Origin of the sequence: Phyllobacterium zundukense (genome assembly GCF_025452195.1) — a bacterium.
GTDB classification, from domain to species: domain Bacteria; phylum Pseudomonadota; class Alphaproteobacteria; order Rhizobiales; family Rhizobiaceae; genus Phyllobacterium; species Phyllobacterium zundukense_A.
The window spans coordinates 3,730,488-3,754,021 of the sequence record NZ_CP104973.1 but is presented as its reverse complement, the minus strand read 5'-3'; the positions used below and the strand labels follow the sequence as shown (position 1 = coordinate 3,754,021).

Sequence of the window (23,534 nt, the reverse complement as noted above, 5' to 3'; positions counted from 1 at the left end):
TAGGTTACATGTAACCTTATCAGGAGCATGATATGCGTTCATCAACACAACCGAAAAAGACCTCTCAGCAGAAGGTCAAGGAGCATCGTGAGCGCTTGCGGGCACAGGGCCTGCGTCCCGTGCAATTTTGGCTGCCGGATGTAAATTCGAAGGAATTTAAAGAAGAAGCTCACAGGGAGTCACTGGCGATTGCCAACAGTCCGACTGAGGCAGACGATCAGGCATTTATTGATTCAATTTCTGACTTTGATGACAGTGTCGATGAAACGCGGTGACGTTTGGACGGTTGCTGGAGGCAAAGACTATGCAGGTAAGCCTCGACCTGTGGTCATTGTTCAGAATGATAGTTTTGACGAGACGAATTCGATCGTTATATGCACTTTGACTAGCATCGACCTTCAGGTGCCATTTGCCCGACCAATGATCGATCCAAACCCTGATAATGGCTTGCGCCATCAATCTTGGGTCATGGTGGATAAAATTTCATCCGTGCCGAAATCCAAAATCGGGTTGTTTATCGGACGATTGAGTGATGACGATCTTGTTCGTCTGAATCTAGCAATGCTGGTGTTTCTCGGCTTGGCGTCATCACCACGAACACATATGGGACCATCGAGATGAGCAATCCGGTTCTGGTTGAAGTTTTTCGCGGCGAAACGGTCGAGAGCCGCCATCGTGGCGCGGTGATCGTGACTGATGGCGATGGCAAAATCGTCTTCTCGCTTGGCGACATCGAGAGACCGACCTTTCCGCGCTCTGCGATCAAGGCAATTCAGGCGCTGCCGCTGGTCGAGAGCGGCGCTGCGGATGCCTATGGCTTCGGCAATGAGGAACTCGCCATGGCCTGTGCATCGCATTCGGGCGAGCCGCAACATGTGGCAAAGGCCGCTGATATGCTCGGCCGCGCCGGGCTCGATGTTTCGGCGCTAGAGTGCGGCTCGCATTGGCCGGCGCAGCAGCCTGTGCTGATTGCGCTGGCGAAAAGTGGCCAGGAGCCGACGCCGCTGCATAATAATTGTTCCGGCAAACATGCGGGGTTCCTGTGCACGTGCCGGCATCTTGGCATCGAAACGCATGGCTATTCCGCCTTGGGCTCGCCCGAACAGGATATGGTGCGCGATGCGATGGAAAGCGTTACCGGCGCGCCGCATGCGCTGGATCGCTGCGGCACTGACGGTTGTTCTATCCCGACCTATGCCATTCCCCTGAAAAACTTGGCGCATGGCTTTGCCCGCATGGCGACGGGAGTCGGATTCGAGCCGGTCCGTGCCGCTGCAGCGCGGCGCCTTGTCGATGCGGCCATGGCAGCATCATACTATGTCGCGGGCACCAATCGCGCCTGTACAGTGTTGATGGAGATGGCTCCAAACCGCATCTTCGTAAAAGGCGGTGCTGAAGGTGTCTACACCGGTGCGTTGCCCGAACTCGGGCTCGGTATCGCTATCAAGTGTGATGACGGGAGCGCGCGGGCATCGGAGGCAATCATCGCTACGATTCTCGCCCGGATTTATCGCAACGAGGACGAGCTGGAGTCGAAGCTCGACCGGTTTGCCGACCGCGAAATGCGCAATTGGAACGGCATTACCTATGGTGTCATCAGCCCGACAGAAGCGCTAACGGACGCCGATATCAATTGATGACATTCCGCTCGACGGTAAGGTTTGGATAGATCCGGGCACTCTTCTGGGTCAAATCCTTGACCGTGACATCACTCCAGCTATGACCGACGATACCGCCATTCCGGGAGCCCTGGATAATGTTATCGGAGATGATGGCTGAACCGACGCCCTCGACCACGCTGACATAGACGCCTTCGCCCGATGTGCGGATGATGTTTCCAGTCGCAATTACATTGCGCATATAAGCCCCCCAGCCGAGCTGTATGCCGTAGAGCGGGGCGTTTTCAACCACATTGCCGGTAACCGAGATGTCGGCTTCGACGCTGATACCGATGCCGAAGGTGCCGGGATATGGGCCCTTGGTCGAGAGGTTGCGGACCAAATTGCCGCTGCAGGTTCCGAGCCGGCCGCCGCTGTCGAAATTGACCATCGATATGCCGTTTGCAGCACCATCGACGAGATTGTTGGCTATGATGGCGCCTTCGAAAGCGAACTCTGAATAAATCGCGGTTTCGCCGCTGACACTGCAGTTATTGCCGGTGATCTGCAGATTGCTGGCGCTATTGCCGCGGATCGCGGAAAAAGCGCTGTCGTTGATGACATTGTTGGAAACGACGACATTGTTCGCGCGAAAGATATTGATGGCGTTGCCGTTCTGACCGGTGCCGCCTGCATCCGCCCTGGTCTTGCCAATGCGGTTGCCTGTGATGATCGTACCGTCCCGGCCTTGCTCGTAACGCTGAACGAGAATGCCGCCATTACCGCAATCGTTGATCTCGTTGCCGGTGATCTCCAGTCCGGTGGAGTCCGCAGCAAATATGGCCGCGTCGCTGGCGCCGGATATACGCGTAGCCTCAATACGCCCACCGCATTTGAAGAGGTCCACGGCATTCTTGCGCGCACCGACAATCTGGCAATCATCCAATACGAGACGAGCGACGTTACTGGCTTCGAGCAGCCCTCGAACGCTATCACCTAGAGGCCTGCCGTCGCCGTCGATTACAAGGCCATTGAGCTGGACATGATTGGAACCATGAGCGCTTAACAGACTGGATTTGCCGCCGAACAGAAGACGCGACTTGCCGGAAACACCGAGCAGATTGACATAGGCGGGAAACTGGACACCCGAGGCAATATAGGCTCCAGGTGGGAGGAATATCTGCTGGCCGGAGGAACTTGCTTTGGCGAGCAAGGCATTCAGCTTGATCGTCTGATCGTCTGGCCCTCCAGGAATCAACCCGAATTCAACGGCGTTGATTATTCCTGATGCGGTCTGTGCTTGCGAGCTACGCGGTAGAATCCCAGCGCCGGCAAGCGCGGCCAGACCAGTCAGGACGAAGCGTCGGTTGATCATATTGTTATCCGCGGAAGAGAATGAGACGGGTGATAGAGGATTGCACTTGCTGTAGTGCCGAGCAAGGCATACCTTCGTTCGATGAGCAGGGCCTTCACAAAGGAAGACGATAGCAACTCCTCGATCGATGTCGGCGAGCGCCCGATAAGCCCGCACCGGAATCTGGTGACGGAAAAGGGCCTCGCTCATATTGATGCCGAACTCGCAGCAGCGCATGAAGCGCTGGCCAAAGGCAACGCCGAGGCTGACCGCGATCTGATCGCGCGAGCCTCACGCGATCTGCGGTACTGGAACGCCCGCAGGGAATCGGCCGAAGTCTCACGCCCCGATCCGCATAGTGAAGTGGTCCGGTTCGGCATGACAGTCACAATCGCCAATGAAGACGATAAGTCACAAACCTGGGCAATTGTCGGCGAGGACGAAGCGGACGCCAGCCATGGCAAGATCTCACATGTGTCACCCATGGCGAAGGCGATGTTCGGTAAATCCATTGGTGATAGTTTTGTGCTGAATGATCACGAGTGGGAAATAACGGCGATCGATACTGCACCTTGAAGTTGAATCCTGCTTTGAGCAGTGGGCCCCAAGAGATTCAATTCAAAGCGCTTTTCATACCGGTTCGATGTGATCGCGGAAGAAGGCCGCCGCGCCGGTCTCGTCGATTTCGCCAGCGGCAATCATCAAAACCAGCTGTATGACTTCTTCCTGAGTTGCTTCCAGACTGAACCCGTTGAAGTACAGAAACAGGTCGGCCGCTGCGAAGCCTGTCCGTTTGTTTCCATCCACGAAGGGATGGTTTTTTACGATTCCGAAAAGATACGCGCCGGCCAGATCAAATAGATCTGGCTCGCCGTACGCTTCTTTCTGCAGGGGCCTGTTAAGCGCGGATTCGAGCATGCCAAGATCACGTATGCCCGGCGCACCACCATGCAATCGTATCTGTTCCCCATGCAGAGCTTCGACAAATTCGCGCGAGTGAAAATCCGTCATTTAGCGAGAACGCGATATGCGGTCTCGTACTTCTTCATTCTCTCTCGGGCGATCTTCATCTTGTTTTCGAACTCTTCGGGATCATCTTGCAGGCGGCGTAACTTCAAGCCATCGCCCTCTTCAATAAGGACGAGCTGATCACCCGCTTTCAGATGGTGCCGCTCAAGCACGTCTTTGGGCAGGATGACGCCCTCTGAGTTGCCGATTTTGCGCACAGTGATATTCATGGTTTCGCTCCTGCCAGAACCAAGTTTTTGCAGCACATTTTTGTATTTGCCCATGACGTAGTATGCAGCCGACATTTGCCGTTCGAATGTTTCGCTCACTGAGTTTGCAGGCTTCGTCATCACTTGGTCCTCTGTTATAACATAAGATATAACATTGAGGAACCATACGACCAATATCGACCTTCGTCTTACAGCCAGCCCTTTTTGCGGAAGATCAGGAGCGGGATCACGGCCGAGGCAATCATCAACCCGATGGCCATGGGATAGCCCCACACCTTGTCGAGTTCGGGCATGAAATGGAAGTTCATACCGTAAATCGATGCGACCAGCGTTGGCGGCATGAAGGCCACAGCCGCGACGGAGAAAATCTTGATGATGGCGTTCTGCTCGATCGAGATGAGCCCAACGACCGTATCCAGCAGAAAGGTCACCTTGTTGGAAAGGAAATCGACATAGGTGCTTAGCGATTGCGTGTCGCGCTCCAGCGACTTGATCGTAGCCCGGATGTCCTTCTTGCCCAAAGCCTCTTCCGGCATGGCCGCCGTATAAACGAGGAGGCGGCTGACGCCGGCGATGCTTTCCCGAATTTTGGAAAGAAACGCGCCTTGAATACCGATATTGTTGAGACTGTCCCTGAAGTTCTTCGTTGTCATCGGCTTGTCATTTTCCGACCGCCGGAAGATGGCGTGAGAATTCACATCGATATCGCCAGCAACACCTTCGAGAATGTCGGCAATCCGGTCCGTTACAGCTTCGACCAATCCCAGCAGAATGCTGATGCCGCTGCATCTGGGTGTAATAAGACCGTTTCCCGGCTTGGTCGCGCGGCCAATAAACAGAGTGAACGCCTTCGGCTCGGTATAGCGGACAGTGACAAGCCGCTTTCCTGTGAGGATGAACGATACCGGAGCGATACCGTGATGCTTCAATTCGGTGGAATGCAGGATGGAAGCGGTCAGATATTGCGCGCCGTTCTCTGCGTAGAAGCGACTGGATTCCTCGATCTCGATCATATCCTCGTGCGTCGGTATGGTAGCCTTGGTCCAGTTCTCAACCTGGACGTCCTCGTCATGCGTCGGGTTGATAAGGTCGATCCAGACTGCGTTGGGTGGCAGCTCTGCCCCCGCGAGCGCAGCACTGGGCATCAGATAATCGTCTTGCAGCGCGTAGACATAAATCATTTCACAATGAATCCAGCAAGGTATCGATCAATTTCTCGGCAGCCTCGCCGATTACAGTGCCGGGAGGAAAAATAGCCGTTGCACCTGCTTTGAGGATCGCATCGAAGTCCTGCGGGGGTATGACACCGCCAACGATAATAAGAGTATCTTCACGCTCGCGGCGTATCAGCGCCTGCTTGAGCTCCGGTACAAGCGTCAGATGTCCAGCTGCCAGTGATGAGACGCCAACGATATCGACGCTGCTCTCGACGGCGAGGTCCGCAACTTCTTCAGGTGTCTGGAACATGGCGCCAACGATGACCTCGAATCCGAGATCGCCGAAGGCCGTTGCAATGACCTTCTGACCGCGATCATGGCCGTCCTGGCCCATCTTTGCGACAAGAATACGGGGCTTCCGTCCCGTGCGTTTTTCGTAGGCAATCGCCTTGGCTTCAACCCGGTCGATGACTTCGCTCTTCCCGGCCTCCTTGCGGTAAACGCCGGAAATCGTGTGGATATTGGCGACATGCCGCCCATAGGCTTTCTCCAGCGCCAACGAGATCTCGCCAACTGTTGCACGTGCTCGCGCTGCCTGAATAGCCAGGTCGAGCAGATTGCCTTTGCCCGACTTCGCAGCGGCCGTCAGCGCAGACAAGGCTGCATCGACCGCGGCAACGTTGCGTGTTCCCTTCAACTGCTGAAGTTTGGAAAGCTGGCGCGCGCGCACCTCTGCGTTGTCGACTTTCAACACGTCGACTTCCATGTCCTCGGTCGGGCGATAGGAGTTGACACCGATGACCGGTTGCTGACCGCTATCGATACGTGCTTGCGTGCGGGCTGCGGCGGCTTCGATGCGCATCTTCGGAATGCCCTGTTCGATGGCCTTGGCCATGCCGCCCAGCGCTTCGATCTCATCGATATGGGCGAGGGCACGGGTGGCAAGGTCATGCGTGAGCCGCTCGACGTAGAATGAGCCACCCCACGGATCGATGGTACGCGTCGTGCCGGACTCCTTTTGCACGACCAGCTGTGTGCTGCGGGCTATGTGAGCCGAGTGATCGGTTGGAAGAGCCAGCGCTTCGTCAAAAGAATTGGTATGCAGCGATTGCGTATGCCCTTGTGTCGAAGCCATGGCCTCGATCATGGTGCGCACGATGTTGTTGTAAGGGTCCTGTGCCGTCAGCGACCAGCCCGAGGTTTGCGAATGGGCGCGCAGCGAAAGCGAACGCTCGTCCTTCGGATTGAAGTTCTTCTTCATCAACACGGCCCAAAGCAGACGCGCGGCGCGCAGCTTCGCAACTTCCATGTAGAAATTCATGCCGATCGCCCAGAAGAAGGAGAGGCGCGGTGCAAAACTATCGATGTCCTGACCAGCCGCAACGCCGGCTCGCGCATATTCTATTCCGTCGGCGATCGTATACGCGAGCTCAAGGTCGGCCGTCGCCCCCGCTTCCTGCATGTGATAGCCGGAAATCGAGATCGAATTGAACTTTGGCATGTTTTCCGACGTGTAGGAAAAGATGTCCGAGACAATCCGCATCGAAGGCTGCGGCGGGTAGATATACGTGTTGCGTACCATGAACTCCTTCAGAATGTCGTTCTGAATGGTTCCGGCGAGCTGCTTTTGGCTGACGCCCTGTTCTTCGGCCGCAACGATGTAGAGCGCTAGAATTGGCAGCACTGCGCCGTTCATGGTCATGGAAACGGTCATTTCGCCAAGCGGAATACCATCGAACAGCTGTTGCATATCGAGAATTGAATCGATGGCGACGCCTGCCATGCCGACATCGCCTGCGACACGAGGGTGGTCACTATCATAGCCGCGATGGGTGGCGAGATCGAAGGCAACGGAAAGGCCTTTCTGGCCGGCGCCAAGGTTGCGCCGGTAAAAGGCATTGGATTCCTCGGCTGTCGAGAAGCCGGCATATTGCCGGATCGTCCAGGGCTGCTGGACGTACATCGTCGGATAGGGACCACGGATGAATGGTGCAGCACCGGGAAAGCTGTCGAGATGCGGCAGCCCGCGAAGCGCTGCATCGCCATAGGAACGCTTGACCTGGATACCCTCAGGCGTGATCCAGGCTGCGGCCTCCGGCGTTGGGGCGAGGGGCTTCGGCTCTTGCCAATCGATCTTGGTGAAGTCCGGAATTCTCATTTTATTCAGAGACCTGCAGGGTTTCATCGATGCGCGGGAAGGTTAGCGGTTCGCAATGGACGACGCCATCCGTCGGCAAAGGCATGCGGGGTGCATCGAGCACGGTGACCGGCCGTTCTTGCCGGGCAGGGAAGAGCGTCGTGCCAACGATGGCACGTTTGCCCGAACGGTATTTCTCTGTTCGGGCATTTCGGGCCGCAATGATACGAGCCTGGAACTTGCCATCCACAAGGCTTTGCAGAATGCCGCCGTCTTGTTCAAGCGCCTGAAATTCCTTCCATGCCGCCTCGCAGAGATTCTCCGTCAGACTTTCCACCGCACCTGAACCGCAAGCCGGATCGGCGACGAAGGCCAGATTGCTTTCGTCGGCAAGGACGAGCTGTGTGTTGCGGGCGAGGCGCCGTGCAAAGGCATCGGGCAAGCCGTGGGCAATCGTATGGGGCAAAACCGCAATCGAGATCTGCACCGCCGACAGCCGCAGCGAAACCTGCGATCGTGTTACGCAATATATTGGTTTCGGGATCGAGCTTCGTGATCATCCGGTACGATGTTTCGGCATGGATCGTTGCCTGCGAGGGACGCATGCTGCCGCAAGCCTCCTGCAAACGCGCCCATAGACGCCGCAAAGCACGGACCTTGGCGATTGAAACGAACTGATCCTGGTCAACCGAGAGTGCAAAACCGATATGTGGAGCAGCGTAGACAATGGGCTGACGCGCCTCTTCGAACAGCCGGAAATGGCCCGTAGTGATGGATAACATCGCACCGAGTTCCTGCGCCTCGGTGGCACCCGCATTATGGTAGACGCGGCCGTCCGCCTCAAGCACGATTCCTGGCAGATCGGATGAGAAAAAGCCGGAAAGCGATTGCGGCAGCGAGGCTTTCAGCGCTGCAAGGCTCATGCGCAGACGGCCCGTTCCCGCCAGAGTGGCGGCGGGATCAATGCCAAGCGAGAAGCTCAGCGTCTTCGGATTGACATCGCGGGGACGCATGTAATCCACGAACCAGTCGGCACAGGCACGGCTTTTCGGATGCACGTCCATGCGCAGATGGATCATGTCGAGATGAATGCCATAGAGGACCTTGTCGACCGCCTCACGCGTCGAGGGGAGGCCATAACCGAAAGCATTCGGTGCGCCCTCGAACACCAGAGCAATGCCGGTAGCGCCATTTTCCAGTTCTTCCAAAAGCTGCTTGTTGGCGCGAACAGGATCCGGATCATCTATACGCTGGACGATATGCCAGGGCTTCGAGGGATTTTTTCGCGGGGTCAGTTGCGCCGTGCGGCGTCGTTCATAGAGAGGTTCGATGGCGATAGCATCATCGATCTTCGAGATCAGGGATTCATCGAAATCCGCGCCTTTTAGGGCTTTTTGCGCAAGTTTAACCCAGCCATCCCGGTCAATCGGCGCAAATTCAGTTTCCTTGAGCAGTGACGCGTCCATGCTTTCTCCCTATTGCGCGCATTGTTTTTGCGACTTTAGGAGGAGTCATGCTGCTTCGCAACAAAGCAAAGTGCCGCTGGTTCAACTTGTTGAAAACACCCAGTTTTTCGTTGGATCTGGTTTCGGGTGGCTTGAGGCGAGAAGGCGTGAAAGGCTGGTGCAAACGTTAAACGCGAAAGGTCAAAGAATGAACATGCTAATGGGAAAGACAGCCATTGTGACGGGAGCGAGTTCTGGCATCGGTTATGAAACCGCAAGACTCTTTGCTGGCGAAGGCGCCAATGTGGTTTTGGCCGCACGACGCCAGCAGGAACTCGACAAATTGGCGGCGCTCATCGAATGGGATGGTGGAAAAGCCATCACGCTCGCAGGTGACGTCCGTGATGAAGCCTATGCCAAGTCATTGGTTGAATTGGCGGAAAGTACCTTTGGCGGACTTGACATTGCCTTCAACAATGCCGGCACAAATGGAGAAATGGGACCGACGCCGGACGTCTCGCTCGAAGGCTGGAACGAGGCGCTGAACGTCAATCTGACGGGCGCTTTCCTCGGAGCGAAATACCAGATTCCCGCGCTGCAAAGGCGTGGCGGTGGCTCCCTGATCTTCACTTCGACCTTTGTCGGCCACACGGTGGGAATGCCGGGCACGGCGGCCTATGCCGCTAGCAAGGCAGGGGTCATCGGTCTGATGAAAACACTCGCCGCAGAGCTTGGTCCGCAAGGGATCAGAGTCAATGCGATTCTGCCCGGCGGAACCGCAACCAGCATGGCGGAGGCCTGGGTCGATACGCCGGAAAAACTTGCTTTTGTTGAGGGATTGCATGCACTTAAGCGGCGAGCAATGCCTGAAGAAATCGCCAGGTCAGTGCTATATCTCGCGTCCGATGCGTCGAGTTTTACCACAGGCTCGGCCATGTTGGTCGACGGCGGTGTCTCGATCAACCGGACCTGAAAGACGTGGCTAGAGCCAATTAAATCCTTTGGCCATCAGGGTTGCCAAACCAAGAGCAACAAAAATCAGCGCACCAAATAGAAGACGAAAATCGGTTCGCGCATCACTGCGCAACTCTCTGATATCAGTCTTGATGTCAGAGACAGCAATCTTGATATTCTCCATGTCAGACGAGAGTTTTGCGACTTGTGCTTCCATATCGGTAAAGGTGCCATCTCCGTCATTGGTTTTCAAGGGCTCAAGGTGAGTTGTCCGGGGAAGTTTTGCTCTGCTCATAATATCTCTGGTGATCAAATTATTCAAAATATTCAGCTTGATACCACGTTTTTCTAGATACCCACAAAACAAAAACGCGCGCTAAAAAGCGCGCGCTTTCAGGATTGGCGATGGGCCGTTTTAAACGAACTGGCTCAAACCCGGAATGGAATTCACAACTTCGTCGACCGGCCCGCTGCCGGCCTTTTCACGAGCAAAAGCAATGGTTTCCTTGGAAATTCCGGTGATTTCGCCCATGCCAAGGCCGATGCCCATCAGCTTGGAACCGAGGCCCATGACGCCCGGCATCAGGCCGGAAAGTCCGCCGCCGCTGTTGTTGGCTTCGGCAATGGCCGCTTCAGCACCGGGAACGCCGGCAATCAACTGCTCAACCTTGTCGGCCGGCGCTTCTTTCTGCAGGAATGCCAGAATGAGGCCGACAGCCTTGCGAGCCGTATCCGGATCGGTGCCGACATTGGCGGAAATGCGCGCGATAAGTTCATCCATTAGTCCAATCTCCCGTCTGCTATGAATTACGTTTACGTAATATGCGGGAATATTCCTCCGCACAAGCGCTTAAGTCAATCTGGATCATTCTATCAACCCGAGGTGTGAATTGATATTCGCGCCATGACGGCCTGCAAACGGTTCTTTTCTGTGATCCGGCTCACATACTTCAAGTACGCTCCGCTCCGGTTCTCGAAAAGCACCGTTTTCGCCGCGTCATGATCGCGGATCTCGACACACCTTCGTACAACCAAATTGCAATCGGACGATGAAAATCCTGCACCAGATTCGAACTTTCTTGCGGGGGAACACCTAAGTCTTGTGCGGAATCGTATTGTTCTGTTGCATTTGCATTCCGGAATTTGCCGTGTGTCTGCAATTTTCCGGACATGATAAAGCCTTGACCATTGTCGCGTGGAGTTTGGCTGTTTATACCGTGGATAAAGTGACCGTCGCGACGAGGACGAACGACATGGCCGATGACAGTATTTTCCTTGGTGCAAGCCGCAAGCCCGACGATACCTACCAACAGGCAGAATCATTGCTGCTGAAATTCGGCAACCGGCATGGCCTGGTCACCGGCGCAACCGGTACGGGTAAGACGGTCTCGCTACAAGTACTGGCTGAAGGCTTTTCGAAAGCCGGCGTTCCGGTTTTCTGCGCCGACATCAAGGGCGATCTTTCGGGCATCGGCGCCAAGGGCGAAGACAAGGATTTTCTCGTCAAGCGCGCCGCTGACGTCAAACTCGATCCTTACGAGCATTCTGCCTCGCCGGTGATCTTTTGGGATATTTTCGGCGAGCAGGGACATCCGATCCGCGCCACGATTTCGGAAATGGGTCCCTTGCTGCTCTCTCGCCTGATGAACCTGACAGAAGCGCAGGAAGGCGTGCTCAACATTGCCTTCAAGATCGCTGACGAGGAGGGGCTGCTGCTCCTGGACATGAAGGATCTGCAATCGCTGCTCGTCAATATCGCGGAACGTGCCGAAGAAATCTCCGCCCGCTATGGGAATGTCACGAAGCCGTCGGTCGGTGCGATCCAGCGCTCGCTGCTGGTACTGGAACAGCAGGGCGGGACGAAATTCTTCGGCGAGCCGGCGCTGAAGATCGCCGACATCATGCGCACTGACACAAACGGCCGCGGTCTGGTCAGCGTCCTTGCCGCCGACAAGCTGATGATGAACCCTCGGCTCTATTCGACATTCCTGCTCTGGCTGTTGTCGGAACTCTTCGAGGAACTGCCGGAAATCGGCGATCCGGAAAAGCCGCGCCTGGTGTTCTTCTTCGACGAGGCGCACCTGCTCTTCAACGAAGCGCCGAAAGCGTTGCTAACCCGCGTCGAGCAGGTGGTGCGCCTGATCCGCTCCAAGGGCGTCGGCGTGTTCTTCATCTCGCAAAACCCGCTGGACGTACCGGAGACGGTGCTGGCGCAGCTCGGCAACCGCGTGCAGCATGCGCTTCGGGCCTATACGCCGCGCGAGCAGAATGCGGTGAAGACCGCAGCCGACACCTTCCGCGCCAACCCTGCCTTCAACACATTTGAAGCGATCACCAATCTCGCCACCGGCGAGGCGCTGGTTTCGACGCTGGCCGACAAGGGCGTTCCCTCCATGGTGCAGCGGACATTGATCCGCCCTCCGGCAGGACGCATCGGGCCGCTGACCAGCGACGAGCGCCAGACACTGATCAATGCGAGCCCGGTAGCTGGTCTCTATGACGAGATGGTCGACCGCGAATCCGCCTATGAGCTTTTGCAGAAGAAGGCGGCGCAGACGAAGACCGAGGCGGAGGCGGCGCAGGAGGCCAGCGCCGATAGCACTGGCGGCTGGAGGCTGCCCGATTTCCTCGGTGGCGAACCGAAGACCGGCCCGCGTGGGGGCCAAGTAAGAGGCCGCCAGACCGTGGCCGAAGCCGCGATGAAATCCGTCGTCCGCTCCGTCGGGGGCTCGCTCGGCCGCGCGCTGGTGCGCGGAATATTGGGTAGTTTGAGCCGGCGTTGAATGCCGGTTTGCAATTTGCGCGATTAAACTGTCAATCTAACAATCGGAAATTGTGTGTTTTTCTGCAACATGCATATTAATTAACCGTGCCTCGAATTCAGGCAGTTGACACAACGGTATACAACCGCAAAGTTCCCCCAACTATATTGCACTCATATTGCCTGATTTTTTTAAAGGACGCTTTTCATGTATGCATTTTCAGGGGCGGATTCCGCCCGTTCTCCGCTATCGCCCTCATTCCAGCGTGCCCGCCGCAAGTTGCTTTCGTTTGTATCAGCAGCTGCGATCGCGATCGCTCTGCCGGCAGTTCCCTCCTTGGCGCAGGAGGCCGGGAAATATTTCATGGCCGATGGTACGAAGACCGATGATCTCGATACGGCTATGCAGAGTTGGCGCGACGATCCGGAATTCAAGGGAACATGGGGTTTTGCAGCCATCAATGCTGAAGCGGCATTTGCACGAGGCATCACCGGGAAGGGCGTTACCATCGGTCTCCTTGATAGTGGCACGAAGGTGAGCCACCCTGAATTCAAGGACAAGAACATCAAGGTCTTGAGCTTTACTGGCACCTATGCCGACGGAACGCCATTTGATATTCGCGGCGACGATCCAAAAGATGGGCACGGCACAAAAATGGCCGGCCTTCTTGGCGCAGCGCGAGACCATACTGGCATGATGGGCCTGGCCTACGGCGCGGGTCTCGTCATCGGGAGCACAGGGCTCGACGATAGCCACGATCTGGAATATGCGACGAGGCCATACGAATATTTCAAGCTTGTGCAGGAGGGGCTGGTCAAATCCGGTGTGCGCATCATCAGTAACAGCTGGGGCCAAGCACCGGGAGTTACAGGTGGTTTGGACTATCTCAACGGGTTTTATTCCCGCGCGCCCAAGCCTTCCTATTTGGATGCGATGGCCGATGCCGCGAATGCCGGTTTGATCCAGGTTGTCGCTGGCTATAATGAGCGAACGGCCAATCCTGCAATCACGCCAATATTGCCCCATTACCGGCCAGAACTCGAAAAGAACTGGATCGCCGTTGCCAATCTGAACGCTCCCGAAGAGTTGGGCTCCAGCAACAAATGCGGAGCAGCCAAATACTGGTGTATTTCCGCTCCCGGCGACGGCTCGAAAAGTACATCCCTTGACGATGGATATACGAGTGCCGGCGGGACATCGTCCGCAACACCTCATGCTTCCGCGACACTGGCTTTGCTGATGCAGCGCTTTCCTGGCCTCGGCAACGATGAAATACGTCAGATCATGCTTACCACAGCAACGGACATAGGCGATGCGGGCGTCGACGCCAAGTTTGGCTGGGGTCGCATCGATATTGCCAAGGCCATGAACGGCCCCGCCCAGTTCTTGTCGCGGTTCAACGCCAATCTGGGAGAAGGTGTGAGTGATACCTGGTCCAACGACATAACCCAAGTGGCGCTCGACCAGCGGCGACAAGAGGAACAGCAAGAAATCACCGATTGGGCCACTCGCAAGGCGGCTCTGGGTCTGAACGATGGAATCCCCGCGAATCTTGTCGAAACACTTGCCGGCACTCTCGTCAATGATGTTCCGGAAGGCAAGAAACTGCTCAAGGCAGCGATCGCAGCCAATATACAGGAAAAGTACACAGCCGAGAAATTGCAAACTGCGTTGGCTGCTGCCAGGGCAAACCCGGCAGGATCGGCACTGCTCGCGCTCTATGAAAAGTCCCATCCCGGATGGGCAAGCGGTTGGAGCACTGAAACAGACTATACCAACTTCATCGCCAGCTACACAGATGATCGGGCAATAGCAGGTGTGATTGCTCAGCCGGCGGCGGAAGGGGTCAAATCCGAATTCGCATCCACTGAAACCCGCACCGCCTATCTCGCCACCAAAACCTACGATGCCGGCATCACGAAATCCGGCGAGGGTTCGCTGACGCTTGCCGGCAAGAACACCTGGCGCGGCGATACGATCGTCGATGGCGGACAGCTTGCGATCGCGGAAGGCGGCTCGATTATTTCCAATACATTCGTCAATGACACGGGCGAGTTTACAGTGGACGGCACCGCTGCCAATGCGACGATCAACAAGGGCGGACAATTCAAGGTCGGCGAGACCGGTACTGTTGGCGACATGACCTTCAATGGCGGTTGGGGCATCATCAACGGCAAGGGCGGCAATGCCAGCGTCAACGGCGGCAGCCTGACCATCGGCGACGGCGGGACTGCTGGCGATCTTGTGCTGAATGGCGGCATGTCCGCTGTCTATGGCATGGCCGGCAATGCGACGGTCAATGCTGACGGCGAGCTTGGTGGCAAGGGCGGCTCGGTCGCCAGCCTTGTCGTCAACCGGGACGGGTTGGTTTCTCCTGCGGGTCAGTTCCATACGCAGGAACAGGATGATGGCCTGGTCAAATCCTGGCCGCCCCATGGTACGGAAATCGGCGTTCTGACCGTTACGGGCGATGCAACCTTTCATCCGGGGAGCCTCTTGAATATCGGGATCATGTGGGATGCGAGCGGCGCTGACCTGCTCAAAGTCGGTGGAACCGCAACCCTGCTTGGCGGCGTTGTTTCGGTGCGCCTGGAAAACAATATGGCGATCTTGAGCCAGAAGGCGATCGAGAGTTTCTTCCTCGATAATGACTATGAGATCCTGAACGCGGGGAAGGGCGTTGAGGGCAGGTTCGAGAGCGTATTGCCGCAATATAATTATGTCACGGCGGAGCTTGACTACAGTGACGCCAACAAAGTCACCCTCGGTTTTGGACTGACGAATGCGGGGCGAGACGAGCAGGATCGGCTGGCGCGCGAAGAAGCGTTGCGCTTGCTGAAAGAGCGCGTCAAGAACCTCGTTCTCATCGATGCGACGACGAAGAACCAGATCGCCGTCGGTGGCGCAATCAAGAGCCTGGAACTCGACAACAGGCTGCTCACGACAGTGCTGTTTTCAGAGATCGGCAGCGACTCCTTGAATTATGACGGCCTGTCGGGCGAAGTCCATGCGACGCTCGCGGGCATGCTTTCCAAAGATGCGGGTTACGTCAGCGATGCCGCACAGAACCGTCTGCGCGCCGCCTTTGATGGCGTCGCCGCCAAGCCGCAGGTAACCGCTGCGCCGCTGTCTTTTGCCCCGGCGCAACGGGCTAATACCAGCGATGCTTTCGCGTCAATAACGCCGGCACCAGCCACAACTGCCCTGTGGGGCGAGGCCTATGGCTCCTGGGCGCATGCGGATGGTGACGGCAATGCCGCGGGCTACAGCCGCAATATCGGCGGCTTCGTCACCGGGCTCGATGGTATGGTGGCGGACACGTGGCGCATGGGTGTGCTCGCCGCTTATGGCAACACGTCGCTCGACAGCGGCGCTTCGCATGCTTCGGTCGACAGCTATTCGGTCGGGCTTTATGGCGGCACCGCGTGGGACAATTTGCGTTTGAGCCTCGGCACGGCTCTTACCCAAAACGAGATCGGCACGCATCGCACGGCGGCTTTCGGCGATCTCGTCAATCGTCACAGCGCTTCGTACGGTGCGAAGACCGTGCAGGTCTTCGGTGAGCTCGGCTATGCGGTCAAAACGGCTTATGCCGATTTCGAGCCCTTCGCCGCGGCAAGCTATGTGCATCTGAGGTCCGGTGGCTTTCAGGAGAACGGCGAGATCAGCAATCTGACCGGGCTTGCCGGCACGAGCGATCTAACCACGACGACGCTCGGCCTTCGCGTATCGCATGACTTTGCTTATGGCGACACGATCAGCCTGACGGCGCGGGGGCTTCTCGGGTGGAGCCATGCCTTTGGCGATGTGACGCCGGAAGCAAAACTGGCCTTTGCCGGCGGCCAGCCGTTTGCCGTCGAAGGCCTGCCGGTCGCGCGGGATACCGGCATTGTCGAGGCGGGGTTCGACTTCACCCTGAGCCCGTCGAAGGGGGAATTTGGCAACAGCACGACGCTTGGTCTTACCTATAAGGGCCAATTCTCGAGCCAGGCCCACGACAATGCCGTGAAAGCCGATCTGACGGTCAGGTTTTGATAGGCGGTCAATCCAAAACGATCCAGGCGGGAGCATGGTCGCTTGCATGGTCCCAGCCTCTGACGTGACGATCGACATCAGCGCTGCTCAATCGATCGGCGATCGAAGGACTGAGCAGGAGGTGGTCGAGACGCAGGCCGGCATTGCGGCCCCAGGCGTTTCTGAAATAGTCCCAGAACGTGTAGATCTTCTCGTCGGGATGCAGGTGGCGAATGGCATCGGTCCACCCTTGCGCAACAAGCGTCGCGAAGGCCTGCCTGACTTCGGGGCGGAAAAGCGCGTCGTCGACCCAGCGCTCAGGCTTGTAGACATCCAGATCCGTCGGCATGACATTATAATCACCGGCAAGCACAATGGGCGCGCCTGTCGCAAGCAGTTCCGCAGCGCGTTGCGAAAGGCGGTCGTACCAGCGCAGCTTGTAATCGAATTTCGGGCCCGGCGCCGGATTTCCGTTCGGAACATACATGCATCCGATCAGGACGCCATTCACGGCCGCTTCGATGTAGCGGCTATGGGTATCGTCCGGCTCTCCGGACAGGCCGCGCGTGGTCTCGATGGGTTCGGCGTCCCTGGCAAGAATGGCAACGCCATTCCAGCTCTTCTGTCCGTGCCAGATCGCGCCATATCCGGCGGCGTTTATCGCCCGCTCCGGAAATTTTTCCTGAGGCGCCTTGAGCTCCTGCAGGCACACGACGTCCGGCTGGGCTTCCGCAAGCCATCGCAAGAGCAAGGCGAGCCGGCCGTTGATACCATTTACGTTGAATGTGGCAATCTTCATTTAGAGCCGAAGACGTTTTCTGATGGGCGTCGAGTCGTCGGCATCATGAGATAAAGCCGGGCGCAATGGAAGCTGCGCCCGACTGGTTATTTCAGATGAGGGAACCTGCTCATGCCTGCTTGGCCCGCCATACGATATCGCTGACATTGAGCTTCTTCGGCACGATCTTGAGGTCAAAGAACTCATCGGCCAACGCCTGCTGATAGGCAATGGCTTCCGGCGTAACGCCCGCCACCCTGCCAAGGTCCGCTCCCTCGCGCGTCAGGACAACCTTCTGGATATCCTCCGGCACGCCGGTTATCTTCGCGAGGATGCGCACTGTTTCGTCGAGATTGTCTTGCGCTGACCGGCCGACAAGCGCCAGCTCATCAAGGACATCCGTCAGAACATCGCCGTGCGCGGCGGCAAAGTCGCCATTGCTGAGAAAGAACGACCAGGACTCGACGACGCCTTTCCCGGTTGCCAGCACCCGGGCTTCCGGGCGCTTCTCGGCCACGGCAAAATAGGGATCCCAGATTGTCCAGGCGTCGATCTGACCTGCGGTGAAGGCAGCGGCCGCATCGGGAGGCGATAGGTCGGATGCAACAATGTCAGTCACGGCCAGCCCGGCCGTCCGCAAGGCCTTGACCGTGAAATTGTGAGCGCTCGAACCACGTTTGAAAGCGACGCGCTTGCCCTTGAGATCGGCTATCGACTGCAATGGCGAATCCTTGTGGACGAGAATCGCCGAACCCGCCGGTGGGCCCCTATAGGTTCCGGCATAGACAAGATTTCCGCCCGCTGCCTGCGCGAAAAGCGGCGGCACATCACCTGTCGGACCGAAATCGATAGCACCGGCGCCGAGTGCCTCGAGAAGCGGTGGCCCGGAAGAGAATTCTGACCAGCTGACATCGATGCCGCGCTGTTCGAAACGTTTTTCCAGCGCGCCATTGCCTTTGGCCAGTGCCAGGACACCATTTTTCTGCCAGCCGATGCGGAGTGTCTTTGGCGATTCCGCAGCTGCATGCGCTGCGAAGGGCAGAGCGGTAGTTGCTGCGGCAGCACCGAGCAAAGCGAGAGTCTGTCTGCGATTGATCATGCGAGGCATCCCTTTCCGATAACGTTGGCTTCGACAAAGGATGGCGCAATGGATCAGCGTCGGCGACGTCAGAACGTGCGAACAATTGCGGGGATGGGGAAAATCATGCCTGTTTTGGCGCAGGCGGCGAAATCACTTCGCCGCCGGAAACCCGTTCGGATGCGCGGGCACAGCCTTCAGATAGGCGGCGATCGCGTCACGATCCGCAGGCTCGAGATGCGCCATATTGAGGACGACATCCGTCATCGAGCCGCCGAGCGAGTCGAAATCCGGGGTGAAACCGCTCTCCAGCGCATAGGAAATATCCTTTTCGGTCCAGGAATCGATTCCGCCTTCGCCGCTAGTGATGTTCGGTATGACGCCCTTGCCCTCCGGCGCCTTGGCGCCCGCCAGCCATTGCGTGTTGTCCGGCCCACCAATGACATCGCGGGGGGTATGGCATTCGCCGCAATGGCCGGGGCCTTCCACCAGATATTGACCGCGCTTGATCACATCAGTGGCATTGGCCAGCGTGAGGACCGGCTGCGGCGAAAGAAAGAGCCGCTTCCACAGACCAATGCCGCGCCTGACGTTGAAAGGAAAACCGAGCTTGTGCGGCCCCGCGACATTGTCGGACGGGGGCAGGGTCTTCAGGAAAGCGTAGAGATCGGCAATATCCTGCACCTGCATGCGCGCATAGGATGTATAGGGAAAGGCCGGATAGAAATGCCTGCCATCAGGCGAGACGCCTTCCATCATCGCATTGGCGAGATCGGCGAAGGACCAGTCGCCGATGCCTTGCTTCGATGGGGAAATGTTTGGCGTTACGAAGGTGCCGAACGGCGTGACGAGGTTGAGACCGCCCGCCAGCACCAGCCGTGCATCCCCCTTGGCGCCCGGGGCAGCGTGGCAGGAGGCGCAGCCCCCTTGCCAGAAGATGCTCATGCCGCGTTGCGGATCACCCGGAGCTGCCGCGGCGAGCTTTGCCGGATCGACATGGGTGGGCGCCGAGAGCAACCAGAACCCGGCCCCGCCAATCAACGCCAGAATGATGATGAGCAATGCGAGCTTGCGCATCATCTGACATCTAGTCTTTCTTGATGCGGAAGGCCTTGTGGCAGGAAGCGCAATTCTCGGCTACCTGGTTGAAGACGACTTTGAAACTTTCGAGGTCATTCGGGTTGGCTTCGGCTGCCGCAGCTGCGTCTTTCTTGTATTTTTCTACGGCCGCGACAAAGCCGGCATTGTCTTCCCAGATCTTCGGCGAAACGGTGGTCTTGCCCTGATCCGAACCTGCCGGGAACAGCGTCGCCACATCGATCTTCTGCGCATCCTCGTTCAGGTGTACCAGTGCGGCCTTTACCGCATCGGCGTCGAACGGCTTTTCGCCTTTGATGATCGGTGTGATGCTGCCGACGGTCTTGCCCTGATCCTTCATGAGCGCCTGGCGGTCAGCGAGCGCATCGGCGCTTGCCGGTGCGACAAGTGCGATGGCAAGCAAAGGCGCCGCAGCAAGCGAAATCAGTCTGTTCATGGGGTGTCTCCGACTCTTGTGGCTAAAGTAGTGTGGCTTCAAGGGCTTCCGGTGGGCACTCTAGATTAAACATTGCGAAAAGCACGCGGCCGTTTCGATCACATTTTCGTTTGTCGGCAAGTTGGGGAAGCAAAAAGCCCCGGCGTTTGACGCCGGGGCTGGTCATGATGTCAGAACTGTAGATAGATACCGCTTCTGCGATACCGGTAAGGGTCATCCCAGGTACGATAGTATGGTCGATCCCGGTAGTAGGGGCGGCGGTAATACCGGTCACCATAGTACCTGCGATCCCAGCGGCGATGATACCTGCGTTCCCAACCGTAGTGCCTGCGGTCCCAGCGGCGGTGATGCCGGCGGTCCCACCGGTCGCGATGGCGGACGGTTTCGACATTTGGGTTCTGAGCAGCCTTCGAGATCTCGACTGGCTGCTGGATAGTCATAGGCGCGGCGCTGGCCGTTTCAACTGGAACAAGTGTCCCGATCGACACCAGAACCGCGCTTAGAGCTGAAATCAACTTTCTCATTGTTCCTCCAGTGAAAGCCCGCTTTTGCCAAAGGCTTTCAACGCTTAAACGTCCCTGAGATATTAGACATAAGTCCAATTCTCTGAACCTTGGATGAATAACGGTCGGCAATGGGGCAGGGATCAAAAAGGGGCGATCACTTTTGAGAACTTGTTGTTCCAATGCGTGAAAAAGCGCGCAGATCGAGGGGCAGGATTGCATATGAAGGATGCCGGTCATCATTAAGTGATAACCGGCACATGTGTTTGTATGTTCTGTCCTATACGTGCTTGTAGACACGCTTTCCGTGGTGCTTGTGCCATACATGATGCTTCGGGTGATGCACGACATGATGATGATGGTGGTGGACGCGGTGGTGCCTGTGATGAACCGGTTCAGCAGCGCTTGCACTCGTGGCAAGTACCGGCGCGGAAACGGCGAGCGCTATGGCAAGGCCAAGAGCTGTATAAAGAGACGTTTTCATATCCTTGGGTTTCCTTTGGTGGGGTAACAGAAGAGGGGACTGCAACGTGCAGGTGTAGAATCGTCCACCTGCCTCTTTATCCAATGCGGATGTTTCGGCGCTATTTCCCGCCTGTGGTGTTTCGTTTCTGAAATGTTTCTCAAATGGGGCAGGGGTAGAAAAACGGCTCCAATGTCGGTCATTGTCTCCGACGCCGACATGGATTGGTCACACGTTTTTCGAAGCGATGAATGCAAAGCGGCCCCGCCAATGACGGGGCCACTTGCTGCAACAAGCGACAATTGCCGCCTGGATAGTTATGGGAGAACTAGCGCCCACCCGCCTCGCTTGTCGCATGGTCCTGCGTAAAGGTCTGGCGTAGATGCACGACCTTGGCGGCAGCATTCTGAATATATTCTGTGGGGCAGCGCAGCATTTCATCCCTGATGCGTCGTTCGACTTCCCTGGCGGTATCGAGCCGTTTCTCGATCAGCTCGCAATCGACGCCTGCTGCCTTGAGTTTGGTGCATGAAAGAACAAGCCGGGCGACTTCAGCCCTCGCTTGTTCATGAAAACCAATGGCGATCATCAACAGAATGGTTTCCATCCTGGCCTCCGTCGAGTTGTCGTTAGTGGCGGGGGGCGTCGATGCTGGCGGCGCTGGAAAAATAGAGTCTGCTTTCATCCTGGCGTATTGACGCAAATTGCGGCCGCGCAAAAGTGACAACGCTGTCCCCATATACGGGGCACAAGCCAGAACCGGGAATTGATTTCACGCCGTTAAATAAAAGATTGCGTTCCATATAAATCGTTCCAATAAATTTAAACCAATAATCTTTGTGATGCTTTAGCATCAAAATATAGATCAATATCCGGTTAGTCCGGCCATCGCACTTTGATATTACGTCAGCTAAGTCTTAAGTAACAGATTTGACTCGTCAGAATGAACGCCCTGCTACGTGATGGTTAACGATATGTCAACCACACTCAATGTCTTTCTTGCGAGCCGCGTCGTTGTGTCCGCAGATCGAAGCGCGTTGTCTTCACACGCGACTGACAGCCTCGTGACGATCAGGCGAAAGTGACGGTGCTGTCCCTATCTGCACGAAGCCGAATCGAGCTATAAAAAGTACTTTGATTTAAAGCACTTATTTTGAAAGTTTTTTTTTGACAACCAAGCATTCGTTACAGGACGTATTGATCGTCGAAGACCAGCATTTGATGCGCCTCGCGCTTGTACACGAATTGCAAGCAGCGATACCGGCCAGCGTCGTCCATGCCGCTGCGACGGTAGATGCAGCGCTGGCGCTGATCGAGGCCAATCAGTTTGCGCTTATTCTCATCGATCCGGGGCTGCCAGGTTACGACCCGCGATCCTGGGTGGACCGCCTGAAGACCATAAGCACCATCGTGGAACGAACGCCTGCAGCTATTCATATTGTTATCACCGGTGCCGAGAGTGCACAGGAGTGGGAAGAGGTCCGCAATCTCGGCGTGGCGGGCTACATTGCCAAAAACAGCCTTAAACCTGGCACCATGACGGCGATTTTGCAGACGATAGCAGATCACGGATGCTGCGTTGGCTTGATGCACGAAACAAGCATTTCACCGGAAGTCTACCATACAGTGCTCTCTCCGAGAGAACAGGAACTGGTGCAGTGGATGATGCAGAGGCCGCCAGATATCAGCCGCAAGGCGATCTACGACCAGCTTGGCGAGCATCTCAATATCGACGCAGCCTCTGCCGAACGTTACTATAAGCGCGCCCGGGCTAAACTTTTGAAGTTCGGGCAGTTGCCGAACTCGTTGTAGTGTGGCTTATTCTCGTCTGTTATTTCGATACTTGAATTTTATCAGTTTATTTCAGCACCGGCCTGCAGTCGCCGTCATAGCCCAAATGCGGACCGGTTCAGGTGCATCGTTTATGAAAAATTTTCTGAAGGTCATTCTGTGGCTGGCACTGCTGGGGACTCCCACCATTGCGAGATCGCAATCTCCTGATCCGGACATTCTGACGATCGAACGGGCGCCTGGAGAAACCGCGACATATACGGAAAAACAGTTGCGCAGCGGGTTTGATCTGCACGAAAGAACTACGGCGACGCCCTGGAGCAGAAAAGGCCAGAAAACGAGCTTTCGCGGCCCCTGGCTTAAAGACATCCTCGCCCGGAGCCATCTTGCCGATGTCAAGGATTTTGAGATTGTCGCCTATAACGACTTCATCGCGAGGGTGACGAGCAAAGAGATCGATGCTTTTTCACCCATGGTGGCCATCGAACAGCAGTGCGTTGAAGAGGACAGGACAAGCGGTCTTTGCAAGGATGGCCAATTGTACAGGCCGCTATCGATTGACGATGGCGGACCCTTTTATCTGGTCTGGCCGCTCAACGACCTTCCGTCCTCCTATATTCTCAGCCGCAAGTCCATTTGGGTGTGGTTTGTCGTGAACGTGCGCCCGACCCGATGAGGCGCGCGATAGGCCAGATCCTGCCCTTTTTTCTCTATGCAGGTCTCCTCGT

At 56.6% G+C, this 23,534-nt stretch carries 23 protein-coding genes and 1 pseudogene; 9 read left to right on the top strand and 15 right to left on the bottom strand.

The annotated features are described in order from the left end of the window. The first annotated feature begins 32 nt into the window (after positions 1–32). From N8E88_RS30885 to N8E88_RS30875, 3 genes are read left to right on the top strand one after another with little or no spacing between them, the layout of a single operon-like run. The gene (locus tag N8E88_RS30885) at positions 33–275 is read left to right on the top strand and encodes an antitoxin MazE family protein (RefSeq protein WP_262293856.1); all 243 of its coding nucleotides are present in this window, start codon (positions 33–35) and stop codon (positions 273–275) included. Beyond that, positions 262–621 (top strand): type II toxin-antitoxin system PemK/MazF family toxin, encoded by a 360-nt coding sequence (locus tag N8E88_RS30880; RefSeq protein ID WP_262293855.1) that lies wholly within the window; start codon positions 262–264, stop codon positions 619–621. The genes N8E88_RS30885 and N8E88_RS30880 overlap by 14 nt, the downstream gene beginning before the upstream one ends. Beyond that, on the top strand, positions 618–1,637 hold the full coding sequence (locus N8E88_RS30875; RefSeq protein ID WP_262293854.1) for an asparaginase: 1,020 nt from the start codon (positions 618–620) through the stop codon (positions 1,635–1,637). The genes N8E88_RS30880 and N8E88_RS30875 overlap by 4 nt, the downstream gene beginning before the upstream one ends. On the opposite strand, the gene N8E88_RS30870 is transcribed toward N8E88_RS30875, so the two are convergent. Beyond that, the gene (locus tag N8E88_RS30870) at positions 1,630–2,973 is read right to left on the bottom strand and encodes a TIGR03808 family TAT-translocated repetitive protein (RefSeq protein WP_262293853.1); all 1,344 of its coding nucleotides are present in this window, start codon (positions 2,971–2,973) and stop codon (positions 1,630–1,632) included. The genes N8E88_RS30875 and N8E88_RS30870 overlap by 8 nt on opposite strands. Positions 2,974–3,054: 81 nt before the next feature. On the opposite strand from N8E88_RS30870, the gene greA reads away from it, so the two are divergent. Next, entirely contained in the window at positions 3,055–3,528 is a 474-nt protein-coding gene (greA, locus tag N8E88_RS30865; RefSeq protein WP_262293852.1) for a transcription elongation factor GreA, read from the top strand. A 54-nt stretch (positions 3,529–3,582) separates the two neighbouring features. Here greA and N8E88_RS30860 read toward each other — a convergent pair whose 3' ends face one another. From N8E88_RS30860 to N8E88_RS30840, 5 genes and pseudogenes are all read right to left on the bottom strand, one after another. Further along, positions 3,583–3,963 (bottom strand): type II toxin-antitoxin system death-on-curing family toxin, encoded by a 381-nt coding sequence (locus tag N8E88_RS30860; protein ID WP_262293851.1) that lies wholly within the window; start codon positions 3,961–3,963, stop codon positions 3,583–3,585. Continuing rightward, positions 3,960–4,190 carry an AbrB/MazE/SpoVT family DNA-binding domain-containing protein gene (locus tag N8E88_RS30855; RefSeq protein ID WP_262295697.1) on the bottom strand — a complete coding sequence of 77 codons (231 nt, stop codon included), beginning with the start codon at positions 4,188–4,190 and terminating at the stop codon, positions 3,960–3,962. The genes N8E88_RS30860 and N8E88_RS30855 overlap by 4 nt, the downstream gene beginning before the upstream one ends. 188 nt (positions 4,191–4,378) lie before the next feature. Beyond that, complete coding sequence (locus N8E88_RS30850) at positions 4,379–5,371, bottom strand: magnesium transporter CorA family protein (RefSeq protein WP_262293850.1); 993 nt, start codon at positions 5,369–5,371, stop codon at positions 4,379–4,381. A gap of 1 nt (position 5,372) precedes the next feature. Continuing rightward, positions 5,373–7,505, bottom strand: coding sequence for a methylmalonyl-CoA mutase (scpA, locus tag N8E88_RS30845; RefSeq protein WP_262293849.1), 2,133 nt, complete (start codon positions 7,503–7,505; stop codon positions 5,373–5,375). Position 7,506: 1 nt separating this feature from the next. After that, positions 7,507–8,950, bottom strand: a pseudogene (locus N8E88_RS30840) (methylmalonyl-CoA mutase family protein). Positions 8,951–9,137: 187 nt separating this feature from the next. On the opposite strand from N8E88_RS30840, the gene N8E88_RS30835 reads away from it, so the two are divergent. Beyond that, entirely contained in the window at positions 9,138–9,902 is a 765-nt protein-coding gene (locus N8E88_RS30835; RefSeq protein ID WP_262293848.1) for an SDR family oxidoreductase, read from the top strand. Between the two features lie 9 nt (positions 9,903–9,911). Here N8E88_RS30835 and N8E88_RS30830 read toward each other — a convergent pair whose 3' ends face one another. Together N8E88_RS30830 and N8E88_RS30825 are read right to left on the bottom strand one after the other, a co-directional pair. Beyond that, the gene (locus N8E88_RS30830) at positions 9,912–10,178 is read right to left on the bottom strand and encodes a hypothetical protein (RefSeq protein WP_262293847.1); all 267 of its coding nucleotides are present in this window, start codon (positions 10,176–10,178) and stop codon (positions 9,912–9,914) included. A 120-nt stretch (positions 10,179–10,298) separates the two neighbouring features. After that, positions 10,299–10,664 (bottom strand): DUF2267 domain-containing protein, encoded by a 366-nt coding sequence (locus N8E88_RS30825; RefSeq protein WP_262293846.1) that lies wholly within the window; start codon positions 10,662–10,664, stop codon positions 10,299–10,301. 472 nt (positions 10,665–11,136) lie between these two features. On the opposite strand from N8E88_RS30825, the gene N8E88_RS30820 reads away from it, so the two are divergent. Together N8E88_RS30820 and N8E88_RS30815 are read left to right on the top strand one after the other, a co-directional pair. Beyond that, the gene (locus N8E88_RS30820; RefSeq protein ID WP_262293845.1) at positions 11,137–12,666 is read left to right on the top strand and encodes a helicase HerA-like C-terminal domain-containing protein; all 1,530 of its coding nucleotides are present in this window, start codon (positions 11,137–11,139) and stop codon (positions 12,664–12,666) included. Positions 12,667–12,852: 186 nt separating this feature from the next. Next, the gene (locus tag N8E88_RS30815) at positions 12,853–16,680 is read left to right on the top strand and encodes an autotransporter domain-containing protein (protein WP_262293844.1); all 3,828 of its coding nucleotides are present in this window, start codon (positions 12,853–12,855) and stop codon (positions 16,678–16,680) included. Between the two features lie 7 nt (positions 16,681–16,687). On the opposite strand, the gene xth is transcribed toward N8E88_RS30815, so the two are convergent. The 7 genes from xth to N8E88_RS30780 all read right to left on the bottom strand — a co-directional run bounded on the left by xth (position 16,688) and on the right by N8E88_RS30780 (position 21,622). Continuing rightward, positions 16,688–17,458, bottom strand: a complete 771-nt coding sequence (gene xth, locus N8E88_RS30810; RefSeq protein WP_262293843.1) for an exodeoxyribonuclease III — start codon at positions 17,456–17,458, stop codon at positions 16,688–16,690. Between the two features lie 109 nt (positions 17,459–17,567). Beyond that, positions 17,568–18,536 (bottom strand): aliphatic sulfonate ABC transporter substrate-binding protein, encoded by a 969-nt coding sequence (locus N8E88_RS30805; protein WP_262293842.1) that lies wholly within the window; start codon positions 18,534–18,536, stop codon positions 17,568–17,570. Positions 18,537–18,668: 132 nt separating this feature from the next. Continuing rightward, positions 18,669–19,595: a cytochrome c gene (locus N8E88_RS30800; protein WP_262293841.1), complete on the bottom strand. Its 927-nt coding sequence runs from the start codon at positions 19,593–19,595 to the stop codon at positions 18,669–18,671. Between the two features lie 7 nt (positions 19,596–19,602). Then, positions 19,603–20,049 (bottom strand): c-type cytochrome, encoded by a 447-nt coding sequence (locus N8E88_RS30795; RefSeq protein WP_262293840.1) that lies wholly within the window; start codon positions 20,047–20,049, stop codon positions 19,603–19,605. 170 nt (positions 20,050–20,219) lie between these two features. Next, positions 20,220–20,573: a hypothetical protein gene (locus tag N8E88_RS30790; RefSeq protein WP_262293839.1), complete on the bottom strand. Its 354-nt coding sequence runs from the start codon at positions 20,571–20,573 to the stop codon at positions 20,220–20,222. A gap of 259 nt (positions 20,574–20,832) precedes the next feature. Next, positions 20,833–21,036 (bottom strand): hypothetical protein, encoded by a 204-nt coding sequence (locus N8E88_RS30785; protein ID WP_262293838.1) that lies wholly within the window; start codon positions 21,034–21,036, stop codon positions 20,833–20,835. Positions 21,037–21,343: 307 nt separating this feature from the next. Beyond that, positions 21,344–21,622: a hypothetical protein gene (locus N8E88_RS30780; RefSeq protein WP_262293837.1), complete on the bottom strand. Its 279-nt coding sequence runs from the start codon at positions 21,620–21,622 to the stop codon at positions 21,344–21,346. 560 nt (positions 21,623–22,182) lie between these two features. Here N8E88_RS30780 and N8E88_RS30775 point away from each other — a divergent pair. Further along, positions 22,183–22,827 carry a response regulator gene (locus N8E88_RS30775; protein ID WP_262293836.1) on the top strand — a complete coding sequence of 215 codons (645 nt, stop codon included), beginning with the start codon at positions 22,183–22,185 and terminating at the stop codon, positions 22,825–22,827. 112 nt (positions 22,828–22,939) lie between these two features. Next, on the top strand, positions 22,940–23,482 hold the full coding sequence (locus N8E88_RS30770; protein WP_262293835.1) for a hypothetical protein: 543 nt from the start codon (positions 22,940–22,942) through the stop codon (positions 23,480–23,482). Positions 23,483–23,534 lie beyond the last annotated feature (52 nt).